16 protein-coding genes are annotated in these 12,112 nt (G+C 68.7%); 1 reads left to right on the top strand and 15 read right to left on the bottom strand.

The window, feature by feature from the left end:
- Positions 1-4: 4 nt before the first annotated feature.
- From HCK04_RS23445 to HCK04_RS23380, 14 genes are all read right to left on the bottom strand, one after another.
- The gene (locus tag HCK04_RS23445) at positions 5-1,783 is read right to left on the bottom strand and encodes a hypothetical protein (protein WP_142649533.1); all 1,779 of its coding nucleotides are present in this window, start codon (positions 1,781-1,783) and stop codon (positions 5-7) included.
- Positions 1,784-1,792: 9 nt separating this feature from the next.
- A complete protein-coding gene (locus tag HCK04_RS23440) occupies positions 1,793-2,233 on the bottom strand; it encodes a hypothetical protein (protein WP_142649532.1) in 441 nt (146 codons plus the stop codon).
- Positions 2,233-2,568, bottom strand: coding sequence for a hypothetical protein (locus HCK04_RS23435; protein ID WP_142649531.1), 336 nt, complete (start codon positions 2,566-2,568; stop codon positions 2,233-2,235). The genes HCK04_RS23440 and HCK04_RS23435 overlap by 1 nt, the downstream gene beginning before the upstream one ends.
- The gene (locus HCK04_RS23430) at positions 2,565-2,843 is read right to left on the bottom strand and encodes a hypothetical protein (protein WP_142649530.1); all 279 of its coding nucleotides are present in this window, start codon (positions 2,841-2,843) and stop codon (positions 2,565-2,567) included. Before HCK04_RS23430 ends, HCK04_RS23435 begins: the two co-directional genes overlap by 4 nt.
- Before the next feature lie 32 nt (positions 2,844-2,875).
- Positions 2,876-5,827: a phage tail tape measure protein gene (locus tag HCK04_RS23425; RefSeq protein ID WP_240971741.1), complete on the bottom strand. Its 2,952-nt coding sequence runs from the start codon at positions 5,825-5,827 to the stop codon at positions 2,876-2,878.
- A gap of 156 nt (positions 5,828-5,983) precedes the next feature.
- Positions 5,984-6,496, bottom strand: a complete 513-nt coding sequence (locus HCK04_RS23420) for a hypothetical protein (protein WP_142649528.1) — start codon at positions 6,494-6,496, stop codon at positions 5,984-5,986.
- Positions 6,493-6,969, bottom strand: a complete 477-nt coding sequence (locus tag HCK04_RS23415; protein ID WP_142649527.1) for a hypothetical protein — start codon at positions 6,967-6,969, stop codon at positions 6,493-6,495. The genes HCK04_RS23420 and HCK04_RS23415 overlap by 4 nt, the downstream gene beginning before the upstream one ends.
- A gap of 3 nt (positions 6,970-6,972) precedes the next feature.
- A complete protein-coding gene (locus HCK04_RS23410; RefSeq protein ID WP_142649526.1) occupies positions 6,973-7,407 on the bottom strand; it encodes a minor capsid protein in 435 nt (144 codons plus the stop codon).
- A complete protein-coding gene (locus HCK04_RS23405; protein ID WP_142649525.1) occupies positions 7,404-7,757 on the bottom strand; it encodes a hypothetical protein in 354 nt (117 codons plus the stop codon). Before HCK04_RS23405 ends, HCK04_RS23410 begins: the two co-directional genes overlap by 4 nt.
- Positions 7,754-8,068 (bottom strand): hypothetical protein, encoded by a 315-nt coding sequence (locus tag HCK04_RS23400; protein WP_142649524.1) that lies wholly within the window; start codon positions 8,066-8,068, stop codon positions 7,754-7,756. The genes HCK04_RS23405 and HCK04_RS23400 overlap by 4 nt, the downstream gene beginning before the upstream one ends.
- Positions 8,068-8,724 carry a hypothetical protein gene (locus HCK04_RS23395; protein WP_142649523.1) on the bottom strand — a complete coding sequence of 219 codons (657 nt, stop codon included), beginning with the start codon at positions 8,722-8,724 and terminating at the stop codon, positions 8,068-8,070. The genes HCK04_RS23400 and HCK04_RS23395 overlap by 1 nt, the downstream gene beginning before the upstream one ends.
- Positions 8,725-8,735: 11 nt before the next feature.
- Positions 8,736-9,098 carry a hypothetical protein gene (locus tag HCK04_RS23390; protein ID WP_142649522.1) on the bottom strand — a complete coding sequence of 121 codons (363 nt, stop codon included), beginning with the start codon at positions 9,096-9,098 and terminating at the stop codon, positions 8,736-8,738.
- A gap of 3 nt (positions 9,099-9,101) precedes the next feature.
- Positions 9,102-10,325, bottom strand: a complete 1,224-nt coding sequence (locus HCK04_RS23385; RefSeq protein WP_142649521.1) for a DUF5309 family protein — start codon at positions 10,323-10,325, stop codon at positions 9,102-9,104.
- A 52-nt stretch (positions 10,326-10,377) separates the two neighbouring features.
- Complete coding sequence (locus tag HCK04_RS23380) at positions 10,378-11,103, bottom strand: hypothetical protein (protein ID WP_142649520.1); 726 nt, start codon at positions 11,101-11,103, stop codon at positions 10,378-10,380.
- 235 nt (positions 11,104-11,338) lie between these two features.
- On the opposite strand from HCK04_RS23380, the gene HCK04_RS23375 reads away from it, so the two are divergent.
- Positions 11,339-11,908 (top strand): hypothetical protein, encoded by a 570-nt coding sequence (locus tag HCK04_RS23375; protein WP_142649519.1) that lies wholly within the window; start codon positions 11,339-11,341, stop codon positions 11,906-11,908.
- Here HCK04_RS23375 and HCK04_RS23370 read toward each other — a convergent pair.
- Positions 11,877-12,107, bottom strand: coding sequence for a DUF3300 domain-containing protein (locus tag HCK04_RS23370; protein ID WP_142649518.1), 231 nt, complete (start codon positions 12,105-12,107; stop codon positions 11,877-11,879). The two genes, HCK04_RS23375 and HCK04_RS23370, sit on opposite strands and share 32 nt — an antisense overlap.
- Positions 12,108-12,112 lie beyond the last annotated feature (5 nt).

Below are 12,112 nucleotides of genomic sequence, written 5' to 3'. Positions count from 1 at the left end.
GGGGTTAGAGGTAGGAGTGGCGCCAGAGGACCGTCGCTGCTGGCGCGCTGCCGCCCGAGCTGCCGTAGCCGATCAGGGACTGACCGGCGGGCAGGACCAGGTCGGGGATCGGCACGCTGTTGCCGGTCAGGGTGTCGACGACGGAGTCGCTGCCGACGGCGGCGGTGCCGTAGTAGGTGTCGATGATCAACGTCTCGCCCGTGTTCAGGTGGAGGTCGAATTCGAGGGCTCGCTCGTCGAGGCGGCCGGCCTCCTCATGGCGGACGAAGATCGTGGGGCCGGTGACGGGGCCGGGCATGCGGATCGTCGGATACGCGGGCGCGTCACCGAGGTTGGTGACGTTCTGCCAGACGCCGTCGGCGACGACCGCGTTGGCCAGCTCCCGCGACTGCAGGATCGGATCGCTGAGGGTCCATTGGATGGTGAGCTGCGCGTGGCCCAGCCGTACAAGCTTGTCGATGGGGATTGCTCGACGGGCGACCTTGCCGTAGCCGACGAGGACGTCGTCCAGGACGCGGATCGCGAGCGGCAGCTCGGTGTCGTCGTCCAGGATGCGGGTGGCGGCCTTCAGCTCGTTGATGACGGCCTGCATGTCCTCGCGCCGGGCCCGCACCAGCGCGGTATAGGTGACGTGCCGCTCCTGGGTGAGGTCCCGCCCGGCGTAGGCGCCATGCCGGGACGGGTGGGCGACGTTTCCGCTGTCGAGGTCGGGCAGGTCCCACCAGCCCTCCAACGTGAGCCACCGGTAGACGGTGCTGCCCCCGAGGAGGAAGCCGTTCCACTCGATCTGCCCTGGCCGGTCGATCTGGTCGCCGGGGTTGACCGGCACGCCGACCGTCGGGACCGGGATCACCGCGGTGGCGATCGGCGGGTCCGGGGTCATGAAGACGTTCTTGTACGCGTCCACGGTCGGGGCGGGGATCACCGCGGTGGCCACCACGGCGGCCGGGTTGACCGCGGTCGTGATGGCTCCGGTGTGGACGTCGGGGGTGGGGATCACCGCGGCGGCGGTCACCGCGGCGGGGGTGATGGTGCTGCCGACGGCCAGCGCGGGGGAGGGGATGACGGCGGCGGCGGTCACTGGGCTGGGGGTGACGGTGACGCTGACGGAGGTGATGACGGGCCCGAGCCAGTCCGTGTCGCTGGCGCCGACGTCGTCCACCCAGATGTTGCTGGCGGATGTCAGGGTGGTTCCGGCAAGCGCCCCGCAAACCTCCCAGGGCACGACCGCCGAGTGGGAGGCGCTGCCTGACACCGTCGCAGTGGCCGTCGTTCCGGCCGCCGCGTTGTAGAACCTGCCCTCCGCCGTGGATGACGTGCTGTTGCTGGCCCTGATCTCCAGGCGGCACCACGTGCCTAGCGGCAGCGTGATGTTCTCGGTGTCGATCGTGGATTCGGTCTCGCCGTTGAAGTGGATCAGCTTCAGGGTGGCGGACCCGGACGCAGGGAGGGTGACCCGGGCCTCCCACCAGTAGTAGCGGTCGCTGTCGTCGAACATCGCCAGCCACATGCTTACGTACTCGTCGCCGCTCGTGCGCTGGCCGATCCGGAAGTTGGTCCGCCCGTAGGCGTTGCCGTTCGCCGCCCCGTCCAAGGACAGATCCAGCTCCAACCCGGACGAGCCGGACTCAACCGCCGCCGAGCGGGTGCCGTTCGCGGCCTGTGCGGAGGTGTATAGCGCGCCGAAGGTGTAGTCGAACGCGTCACCGCTGGCTCCGCCGCTGTTGGCTTCGGTGATCTCCTGGCCGTTGACGCCGCCCTCGAACGAGTTCTGCAGCAGCAAGACGACCTCCTACGGGACGAGGTTCATCAGGCCGATCCCCGACGAGTGCCACGTGATCAGGAAAGTCCCGTCCTGCGTGCTCTTGGGGGCACCCCACCAGATGCCCAACCACAACCTGTTGCTCTTGGCGGAGGCGTAGACGATGCCGCCCTCGGAGGTGATCGTCGACTCGTCCCACTGGACGTTGTCGGCGTCGAACGCCATGACCCCGGACGAGCCCACCAGGGTCGGATTCGCGAGGGTGACGCCGCCGGCGGTGTACCCGGCCCCCGACGACTCCCCGCTGTTCCACGGCGACGTGCCATAGGCGGTGTCGCTGTCGTAGTTCGGGGTCACGCTCGACCCCCACAGGGCGAGCTTCATCCCGGACAGCAGGTTGATGCCGAGCTGCGCGGCCCCCCACTGGCCGACCTGCGCCGAGACGAAGTAACCACTCTTGGACCAGGCCATCAGCTGTCACTCCCCACGGTGCGGCGGGCCCGGGCGCGGGGTTCCCGCCCCGCCGGCTTCGGCGCGGGCGTGGCCGCGCGGGCGGCAGCATCCTGCGCGCCCGCCCGCAGCCACCCCCGCAGCTCGTACATGTCTCGCTGCGCCTGCTCATAGGCGGCCAGCGTCTCCGGTGTCGGGTCGGCCTCGTACGCCTCCCGCGCCGCGGCGAGCTTGTCCTGCTCGGCGGCGCACAGGTCGAGGATCTCGACCTGGTCGCGGAGGCGGGCGGCCTCCAGGCGGGCGCGCCCCTCGCGGCGGGACCGGGCGGCCTCCATGCGCGTGCGTGGGTCTCTCACGGCACGATCACCTGCCCGCTGCTCGTCCCGACCCCAACGACGGCCGGGGCGTGGATGTGCACATCCTGGTGCTCCCCACCGCGCTCGTCGGTGCGCTGAGTCGTGACGGCGATCGCCCCGGACTCGGTCCGCTCGGTCACGATCCGCCGGCGGCGGCCGTGCTCGTCGAGCGGCTCCCGCGTCCGGGCCACCGCCCGGTCGCCCTTGACCTGGATGCCCTTGCGGCGCAGGTGCTCGCCGTAGGTGATCCCCAGCGAGGGATCGAAGCTGGACATGGTGAAACCACCTCTCGTGGGATCGGGGGACGTCAGCCGCGTGCGCGGTACTTGAAGGCGAACTCGGCGCCGATCCGGCCGATGTCGGCCTCCTCGCGGACCACCGGATCGTGCATGTGAACGACGACGCCGCTGCCGGCCGATGGCTGCACCAGCCCGGGTGCGCCGTACTCGCCGCCGTACGCCGGCGCCGAGCTCGGCCCGGACATGGGCCCGGGCGTCAGGCCGGGCACGCGGGACGCCGTCGCGGCGGCCTTGCCGACGACCCCGGCGACGGCGGACACGGTCGCCTGCTGCTGGCCGAGGACGCCCTGAATGTAGCCGAGCATCGTGTTGTCGCCGATGCCCATGAACACCCGGCTGGGGCTCTTCACGCCGAGCTGCTTCTTCGCCGCATCCACAACCGCTTTCGCGATTTTCGCCATCATCGACTCGGTTTCCTTGAGCTTGCCTTCGAGGCCCTTCAGGAAACCGTCGCCCGCCTTCTTGCCCACGTCGTACAAGGCGTCCGCGCTATTCTTTCCCATCTGCTTGGACACCTTGTCGATCTGGCCCTGCGCCTTATTGATGGCTTTGATTTCGCTGCCGTCAGCGCCGACCAGCATTTCCGCCAGCGACAGACCCTTTTCCGGTCCGGCGTTAATGATCTGTGACAGGGTCGTCTTATTCAGGCCCGACGAGGCGAGCTTCTTGATGTCGTTCGCGAACTTCTTGATCTGGTCGAGCTTCGTCTGCAGCCCGGACACGATGTCGCCGGCCCCGTCGCCCTTCTCCAGGCCGAGGTTCGCCACCGAGGCGAAGTCGGTCATCTGCTGGGCGATCTGGTCGGCGTACCGCTTCGCATCGGCAATCGTCTTGATGATCTCGGCCCGCTTGTCCGCGAGGTCCTTGAGCTCGGAATTGTTCTTCTTGACCCACTCGACGAACGCGTCCGGCGCACCCTGGAGGTTTACGGACGTCGCGTCTTTCATCAGCTTCGCGAACTGCGCGGCGGTCATCCGGGCCCGGGGCTGCTCCTGCAAAATCCCGTGAGCGAAGCCGCGTACGGTGTTCATGCCGATCTCGGCGAACACCGTCGAGGGCGAGTGGATCCCGAGCAGGGCCTTAGCCCCGTCGATTGCGCTCTTGGCCACGCCCTTCGCCGCTTCCGCGGCCTTCCCGGCTACCGACTTGATCCCGTCGATCAGGCCCTGAATCATGTCCTTGCCGGCGTCGAGCAGCAGCTTGCCGAGGTCGCCCAGCTTGTCCTTGATCTTGCCCGGCAGTTCCTTCACCCAGTCGAGCAGGGCAGAGCCCTTTTCGCTGGCGGCCGTTTTGATTTTCTCCCAGGCTTCGGACGTTTTGGTCCGCAGACTTTCCCAGCCGGAGGAGAAGAATTCTCCGATTTTCCCGGGCAGTTCTTTCAGCCAGTCGACCAGGGCCGTTCCCTTTTCGGAAACGGTCGTCTTTATCTTTTCCCAGGCCTCGGACGTTTTTGTCTTCACGTCCTCCCACAGGCCGGAGAAGAACGGGCCCACGGTCTCGCTGAACCAGGACGTCACCTGGTTCCACTGCTCTGCCATCTCGTCCGGGCTCGGGAGGAACTTTTTGATCTGGTCGAGGACGAAACCGCCGACCGCGCTGAGCGCGTCGCCCCAGCTGCGCGACCACTTGTCCGCGCTCGCGGACGCCGTGTTGTTGAGGGTGTCGTCCGCGGTCTTGACGGCGTCCTTGAATCCGCCGACCGCGGTCTTCGCCTTATCCAAGTTCAGGGCGTTGATCGACTTCGCCATGTCCTCGGCCTTGGTCCCGAACAGGGCCACGGCGAGCTGGGACCGCTCGGCGGGATCCTTGACCCCGCGCAGCTTGTCCAGGATCTGACCCAGCGCGTCCCGGGCCTTCGGGCCGCCCTCGGCGAACGCCTTCTGCATGTCCTTCGCGTTCAGTCCGAGGGACTTGAGCGCCTTCGCAGCGGACATGTCCTTGACGCGGATGTCGAGCTCTTTCAGCGCGTCGGCGACGGTGTCGCTGTCCCTCGCGCCGGCCTTCAGGCCCTGGCCGAGCAGCCCAAGGGCGTCTTTCCCGTTGAGACCGAGATCGCGGAAGATGGTCGAGTATTCGTTGAAGGTGTCGAGCAGGTCTTCGCTCTTGTTGATGCCGGTCTGCTGGCCCCGGACGAGGATGTCGAAAGCCTCTTGGGCGTTCTTCGCGAGGCCGGTTTTCATCATCTGGCCGACGGCGCTCGTGACCTTCCCCAGGTCCTCGTCCATCACCTTGCCGGTCGTGATGGCCTGGCCGGCGGTTTTTTTGAGTGCGTCGTCGCCGAGCTTCGTCGCGCCGGGGACGTTCTGATAGACGCGGGCGAGGGCGTCGGTGACGTCCTCCAGGCTCTCGCCGTAGGCGTCGGCGTACAGCTCGCCCGCGATCTTCCCGAGACGCGCGGACTCAGGGCCGAACGCGCCGACCTTCACGCTCAAGGTCGCGAAAAGATCCTCACGTTCGATCGCCGACTGGATGCCCTCCATCAGCAGCCCGGCAACCGCGGTCCCGGCGGCCGCCCAACCGAGGCCCTTGAAGGAGCCCATCAGGCTCGATCCGATGCCGGGCATGCGGGACTTGCCGCCCTTGTCGAGCCCGTCGCCGAAGCTGTCGCCGGTCTCCTCGCCGCTCTTGCGGGCCTTGTCGGGCAGGCCGTCGAACGCCTCATCGATGGCGCGGTCGAGCTCGTCCGAGAAGCTGTCGGCCTCGTCGAGCATGGACTTGAGGCCGGCGTCGAGCTCGGACTCCAGGCGGTCGAGGTCGGCGATTGCCTTCGTAGGGTCGAGCCCGCCGGCGATGTCGGTCTCGATCTGCGAGAGGGCCTGGGAGACGGTGCCCTCGATCGACGACATGCTGCTGCTCGTCGCCGACTGGAGCCGGTCCAGGCCGCGACCGGCCTGGTCGACGCCCTTGCCGAAGCCCTTGTCCTCCAGGTCGATGAAACCGACCAGCTCGCCGATCGTCATGGTCACGGGAGGTCACCTCCCGTCTGGATCACAGGGTGCCGATGAATGCCCGAGCGTGCTCGCCGGCCAGCTCGATCGGCTGGTTATCGACGAGCCGCCTGTAGGCCGAAGACTCGGGGAGGAGCCCGGCGAGGTAGACCTCGAACTGGCGGTGCGTCAGGTTCGCGAGCTCGTCCCGTTCGAGCTGGTAGCGCGCGCGGAAGTCCGCTTCGATCGCCCACCAGTACTTCCGGCGCTGCCGTTCTTCCGGGTCGAGCTCTCCGCTTTTCCCTCTGAACCTTCCTTGACCAGCTCATACGCCTGCCGGAAGGACATCGCGCGGCCCTTGCCTTGTGCGACTCCCCACATCAGCACGACGCGGAGCTCCATGGGCGTCATGCCCGCGTCGATCCAGGCGTCGAGGACGTCTGCACCGAAGAGGTCCGCAAGGAGCGCCTTGAGGTCCTCGTCGGAACTGGAGGCTTTGAGCTGGTCGAGTCGCCGGTCGAACCGGATCGGCAGGTCGCGCGGCACCACGACCTCGATACCGCGGATGATCTCGGTCTTCGGGCCGCCGCGCTCGGCCTCTTCCTTACGGCGGATCTCCTCCCAGAACGCATCCCAGGACTCGAACTTTTCCTCGTCCTGGTCGTCCTGCTCGTCGATGTCGTCGTAGTTCTCGTCGCTCACGCGCCGCCCCCGCCGCCGGAGACCGCCGCGGTGGTGGTCTTCCCGGACTTGGTGATCGTCGCCGACCAGGACGCCTTGTCGTTGGTCGCACCGCCCTGCTCACCCAACGAGAACGTGCCCGTCCAGATCCGCCAGTTGGTGTCCATCGGGTGACGGAACCGGATCCGGCCCAGGCTGTCGGCGCCGAGCTTGTCCTCGCCGGCCATCTCCTCGACGCGGGCCCGGCCGGGCGGCAGCGCGCCCGTCGAGTCGTCCTTCATGAGCAGGCCCTCCAGCGCGAGGCTCGCGCCGCGCTGCATGATCTCCTGCTCGTAGGCGCCCTCGGAGTCGTTGTCCGTGACGTCGACCGTCTCCTCGTTCTCGCCGGGGTTGACGGTGATGGTCTGCAGGTTCTCGACCGGCAGCCAGGTGTCCGCGGTGTCGTCCTCGACCTCGACGATCATGTCGCGGGCGTTGATCCGCCTCTTCGCCATTTCTCACGCCTCCTGCGCGCGTTGGGGTGTCTCGTGATCGATGTCCATCCGGACGTTCACGGTGTACTCGTGCCGCCCGTTGCCGTCGGTGCCGATGTAGACGGGCCCGCCGTTCTGGCAGATGGCGAGCTGGAGCCAGGTCCCGTCGGGAGTGAGCTCGCGCATGCCGAGGCCGTGCAGGGCGTCGTACACGGCCTGCGCATCCTGCTCGGCAATGCGGGAGTCGGCCGCCGGCCCGCGCACCCGCACCTGCACGCTGAGCTCGTCCCACGGGTTCTTGCTGTCGGACTCGGCCCCGCCGTACCGGGCGACCGCCATGCACCGGTCCGGGGTCGACGGCAGCCTTGGGTGGAAGATCGTGCCGCCCGGGGCGTCAACCTCGTACGTGCCGAGGCCGAGCTCGGCCAGCAGCGTCGCGAGCTCCTCCAGCAGGGTCATGGCAGGCCCTTGCGGAGCTCGTCGGCGACCATGCCGAGCATCGCCGCCCGCTCGGTGTTCATCGGCTGTTCGAGGTATTTGGCCTGCCTGCCCGGGTCGTGCTTGAGTTCGAGGTTCTCGTGCTCCCGTACGGCGTAGTCGCCGTAGAACGACACGGCCCCGGTGAGCTTCGCCTCGTCGACGCTCGCGGTCGCGGTCTCGGTCAGGCTGCCGTACTCGATAGGGGCGATCGCGACCGCCTCGCCCTTCAAGTGGTCGACGGCCCGGCGCAGGCCTCGCGCGGCCGCCGCCCGCTCCGCCTTCCGGATGCGGTCGCCGTTCCACTTCACCCGGACGTACTTGCGGGTCATGTGAGCGTCACCTCCAGGTGGTCCATCCCGGGATCGGGCGGGCCCTCGCGGGTGGCCACCGTGATGACGAACGCGCGCCGGCCGGACGGCAGTGTCACCCGCGACTCGGCGGGGATGACCGCCCCCGGGTCGAGGTAGACCGTCGTCTCGGAGACCACCTCGTCCCCGGTGGCGGAGCGCACGAGCCGCCTGTTGTCCTCCACATAGCCCCGATAGGTGACGGCGTCGCCGTACAGCGGCCCGGCCGGGCCCGGCCCCTCGTACGGCTCGACCTCCACCTGGTGGCGCAGCATGTCCGCCGGCAGGCTCATCACGGCCCCCTTCGGGAGGACCGCACGCTGTGCACGCGTACGGCCCACCCGGCCCGGGCCAGCCGGCGCATGTCGCTGTCGGTCAGCTCGCCGGTCCCCACGGTCTCGGTGGTGAACGTCTCGGAGTAGCTGCCGAGCGTGCGGGAGCGCAGCGCGCCGGGGTTGACGTAGCCCCGCATCGCGACGTTCAGCACGACCGCGCGGACCTCGGGGGGGACCTCGGCCAGGCCGTGCGTGTAGGTCACGACGACCCGCTCCGCCCAGTTGCCGCCGCCGCGGCGTATCGCGCCGTCGTTGCACCCGCACGAGTTGGGCCCGGGCGAGCGGATCAGCTGGTGGCCGTGCCGTACGTAGTCCAGGCCCTCGACCAGCGTCACCGACGAGGTGCAGTAGTCGTCGTACTCGACCACGACCAGGGGGTGATCGTCGTCGACGATGACCGGCCACTGCGGAAGGTTCAGCAGCCGGTCGCCGCCGGTCAGCTCGACGGTGTCGGTTTCGACGGGGTAGATGTGCTGGCCGGTCGCCGAGCGCACCTGCGCGGAGGCGTCCTCGATGAGCGCCTCGGCCGCGAGCTCTTCCGGTGACCCGTCCTCGAAGGTGGTGCGGAGCCGTACGGCGAGGTCAGCCGGTTCGGCGAGAGGGAGGAGCGCCACGACGACCCCCTTTACTGGCTGCCGTACCGTTCGATCAGCTCGGGCTTGGTCAGCGCTTCGGCCTCGCCGGGGTCGGCGCCGCAGGCGACGGCGTAGTCCACCCAGGCCGCCTTGACGGCGGACTGCGCGGGCCGCTCCGGCACCTCCGGGGTGCCGGTCGGCGTCTCGGTCGACGGCTCCGTGGGCGGCTCCGTGGGCGGCTCGGTCACGCCGTCCTCGATGATGCCGAACACGGCCGGCACCTCGCGCAGCGCGGCCGCCAGGCCGGAGTCGGCGTCGACCTCGGCCTGGCCGTCGCGGAACCACACGATCCCCGCGCTGGTGCGGATCGGCCACTCTCCGGACGGGAAGCGGCCGCAGCGGAACAGGCTCATGGCTCAGGCCCCCGTGGGCGCGGTGACGTTGAGGATCTTGCCGTGCTTGCGCTCGTTGCCGTACTTCAGGCCGATCTCGCCGTAGATCTGCCGCTTCTCCGATGAGCCGGTCTTGGCGAGCTCCTCGACGAACAGGAAGCCCTTGCCGGGGATCGGCAGGAACCGGGGGGCGCACTCCTCCAGGGAGACGATCTGCAGCACGCTGGTCGGCATGTGCCGGTTCAGCATGAGGTTGAGAGTGCCGAAGTCAGTCTCGATCGTGGTCACCCGGACGCCGGCGATCGTCCGGCTCGTCTCCTGATAGTCCTTGTCGGTGATGAAGATCTTCGTGAGGGCCCGCTTCAGGGTGGCGTTGCTCATCAGGGTCGCGGTCTCCGACTCCTGAATGCCTCCGGAGGTCCACACGTCCTGCATGAGGTCGAGCACGATCGGCTCGGTCAGCGCGGTCGCCTTGGTGACCACGGCGCCGCCGTCGGTGGAGAACGCGATCGCGCTGCCACCCGGCTTGGACGCGACCTTGAAGGTGTTCGTCGCCGTCGATACCACGTAGTAGAGGGTGTCGGGCTTCAGCACACCGACCGCGCCGCCGGTGAGCGACGACACGATCACCGCGTCACCATTCGCGAGGCCGTGCGCAGAGATCGTGAACGACTCGTCGTCCGCCTCGATCGTCGCCGTGCCCACGGTGGTGCCCTTGGTGGCCACGTTCGTTGCGGTGGCCTGCAGGAGGCCCCGGGTACGGCGCGGCGTTGCGTTGCTGTTCGGGTTGCTGAACGTTCCCGTGATGAACGACTTCTCGACGTCGCGGGCGATCTGCTTCAGCGACTGCTCGATCTGCCAGTCCAGCTCGTTCATCACGGGGTTGGATCCGCTGACCGCGGCCGAGTTGGGGTTGTTGGAGCCGGTCGAGGCGAACTGGCCGGTCGCCGCGAGCTTGGTGTAGGTGACCTCGATCGACTCCTGGTGGACTTCCACCACGTTGTGCTCTTCGAAGCGGACCCGGTTCTCGGCGTTCGGAGCGTCCGCGCCTTCCAGGCGCTGCCGGGAGTCGTCGGCGTCGCGCAGGTCGTAACCCTGCCAGTTGAACAGGGTGGCGTTCGCGGCCTCACCGCCGGTCAGGCCGCCGATTGCGGACAGGAACGGGGTGTCCGTGGGGGTGACGGCGAACAGCTCGCCGACGTAGTTCGGCAGGCCGAAGGTGGTGCCCTGCCCGGTGATACCCGCCATGGGGTGTCCTCCCTACTGGAAGTCGGGCAGGCCCTTCGGCCGGCCCTGATGGTTACTTGCTGGGTTGCAGCATCAGCTGCGTCTTGAGCTGCCGGGCGGTCTTCCAGTCGCCCTTGGCCTCGGCCTCGCGGATCTGCTCCTCCAGCGACGGCGCCTGCTTGCCGCCGCGCGGGCCGCCGTCGCCGCCGCCCTCGAATCGGCGGCCGCCGCCGGCGGCGAGGTGCGGCTTGTCGGTGAGGAGCTTGGTCAGCGCGCCCTCGATCGCCTTGGCGTCGATCTGGCCGTCGTCGCCGAGGAACTCGTCGACCCGGGCCATCAGGCGCAGCCGGGCGTCTTCGGGGTCGGCGAACTTCCCGGCGGCGAGGACCTCGATCTTGTCGAGGACCCGGTCGCGCCGGACCTCGGCCAGGGCCTCCGCCTTGGCCTCGTCGCGGGCCTTCGCGACGGCCTTCTCCGTCTCGGACTGCTGCGCGGTCTGCAGCTCGTCGAACTTGCTCGCCTTGTCCTTGAGGTCCTTGTAGTCGGCGTACTTCGCCCGCTCGCGGGCGAGCCGTTCGGCGACGACCCGGTCAAGGTCGGCCTGGGTGAAGGTCTTGCCCTCGCCCTCGCCGGTCTGCCCGCCGTCGCCGCCCTGCCCCTGGCCTCCGTCGCCGGTTCCGCCGTCGCCCTCGCCAGAGCCGCCGAGGATGGGCCACACGATGCGGCCCGAGCGGGGCAGCACATCGATGGCGCGCAGCCCGGTACGAGGATGAATGGGCAGGTCAAAAGGCGTGTTCATGTGATCTCCGTAAGCCCGTCGGCAGTGCTACCGGCCTTGAGCGCGGCCGTGACGCTTCCCGCTGATCGCGGTTTGGTGATGCGTAGAACACCCGGTTTCGGGCGTGTCTCCGGACGAATCCGGACGATTTGGAACGGTTCGGGGCGTAGGGTCCGAGCCGCATGGTTCCTGAAAGCGAAACGGCCCCCTGCGCCAACAGGGAGCCGCTCTTATGTCCACTCCAGAAAGGACGAACGTGAGCGTACATCAGCAGCAGCCGCAGCAGTGGCCACCACAGCAGGGGCCGTACGGTCCCCCGACGCAACCGTGGATTGAGACCTCCGAGACGGCCGGTCCTCCCCGGCGCCCGTATCTGCCGCCGCCGCGGCCGCCGAGGCCGCCGGCGAAGAAGACCAGCCCGCTGACGGTCGTGCTCGTCGTCGGGGCGATCCTCCTCGTGGCCGTCGTCGGCACCGTGGCGAAGGTGGCCACCGAGGGAACGCCGTCGGCGAAGCCGAGCGCGACGGTCGCTACGGTTCCGGACTACAGCGTGGCCAAGACCCGCCGCAACGGCGCTGACCTGCTCGTCAAGGGAGCGACTGTCGAAAGTGCTCAGGCAGCGATCCGCGACTGGCTGGAGCGCAACGCGGGCGACCGCGACTACCTCACCGTGCAGGTCGTCAGGTCGGCGGACGCGAAGGTCTACGTGTGCAGCGCCGAATACGTCGCCGACGAGCGAACGGCCCAGATCAAGACCGGCGGCCGGATCACCGCAGACGACTACCCGACCACGGTCATGAACTGCCCTGATCCAGCTGGATCATGAGGTAGCCGTTCGACCAGCCCTCGGTGGCCAGCGCGCGGACGGCGTCGGCTTCGTCCCGCCCCGGGTGATCCCGCAGCCAGGACCGTACCGCGGCCACGGCCGACTCCCCGCCCGAGTAGGTGACCGCGCCGTTCTCGCCGAGCTCGGCGCGGGACACCTCGTCACCCGTACGGACAGACACGATCCGGATCACCGTCATGCCGG

The sequence above is a fragment of the Microbispora sp. CL1-1 genome, assembly GCF_012034195.1.
Taxonomy (GTDB): Bacteria; Actinomycetota; Actinomycetes; order Streptosporangiales; family Streptosporangiaceae; genus Microbispora.
The sequence above is the reverse complement of the archived record's forward strand: the minus strand, read 5'-3'. Positions and strand labels throughout refer to the sequence as shown.

Excerpts from the sequence above, each read along its gene's own strand:
- HCK04_RS23440 (WP_142649532.1), bottom strand. The coding sequence starts at position 2,233 with ATGGCCTGGTCCAAGAGTGGTTACTTCGTCTCGGCGCAGGTCGGCCAG.
- HCK04_RS23430 (WP_142649530.1), bottom strand. The coding sequence starts at position 2,843 with ATGTCCAGCTTCGATCCCTCGCTGGGGATCACCTACGGCGAGCACCTG.
- HCK04_RS23425 (WP_240971741.1), bottom strand. The coding sequence starts at position 5,827 with ATGACGATCGGCGAGCTGGTCGGTTTCATCGACCTGGAGGACAAGGGC.
- HCK04_RS23415 (WP_142649527.1), bottom strand. The coding sequence starts at position 6,969 with ATGGCGAAGAGGCGGATCAACGCCCGCGACATGATCGTCGAGGTCGAG.
- HCK04_RS23410 (WP_142649526.1), bottom strand. The coding sequence starts at position 7,407 with ATGACCCTGCTGGAGGAGCTCGCGACGCTGCTGGCCGAGCTCGGCCTC.
- HCK04_RS23405 (WP_142649525.1), bottom strand. The coding sequence starts at position 7,757 with ATGACCCGCAAGTACGTCCGGGTGAAGTGGAACGGCGACCGCATCCGG.
- HCK04_RS23400 (WP_142649524.1), bottom strand. The coding sequence starts at position 8,068 with ATGAGCCTGCCGGCGGACATGCTGCGCCACCAGGTGGAGGTCGAGCCG.
- HCK04_RS23390 (WP_142649522.1), bottom strand. The coding sequence starts at position 9,098 with ATGAGCCTGTTCCGCTGCGGCCGCTTCCCGTCCGGAGAGTGGCCGATC.
- HCK04_RS23385 (WP_142649521.1), bottom strand. The coding sequence starts at position 10,325 with ATGGCGGGTATCACCGGGCAGGGCACCACCTTCGGCCTGCCGAACTAC.
- HCK04_RS23380 (WP_142649520.1), bottom strand. The coding sequence starts at position 11,103 with ATGAACACGCCTTTTGACCTGCCCATTCATCCTCGTACCGGGCTGCGC.
- HCK04_RS23370 (WP_142649518.1), bottom strand. The coding sequence starts at position 12,107 with ATGACGGTGATCCGGATCGTGTCTGTCCGTACGGGTGACGAGGTGTCC.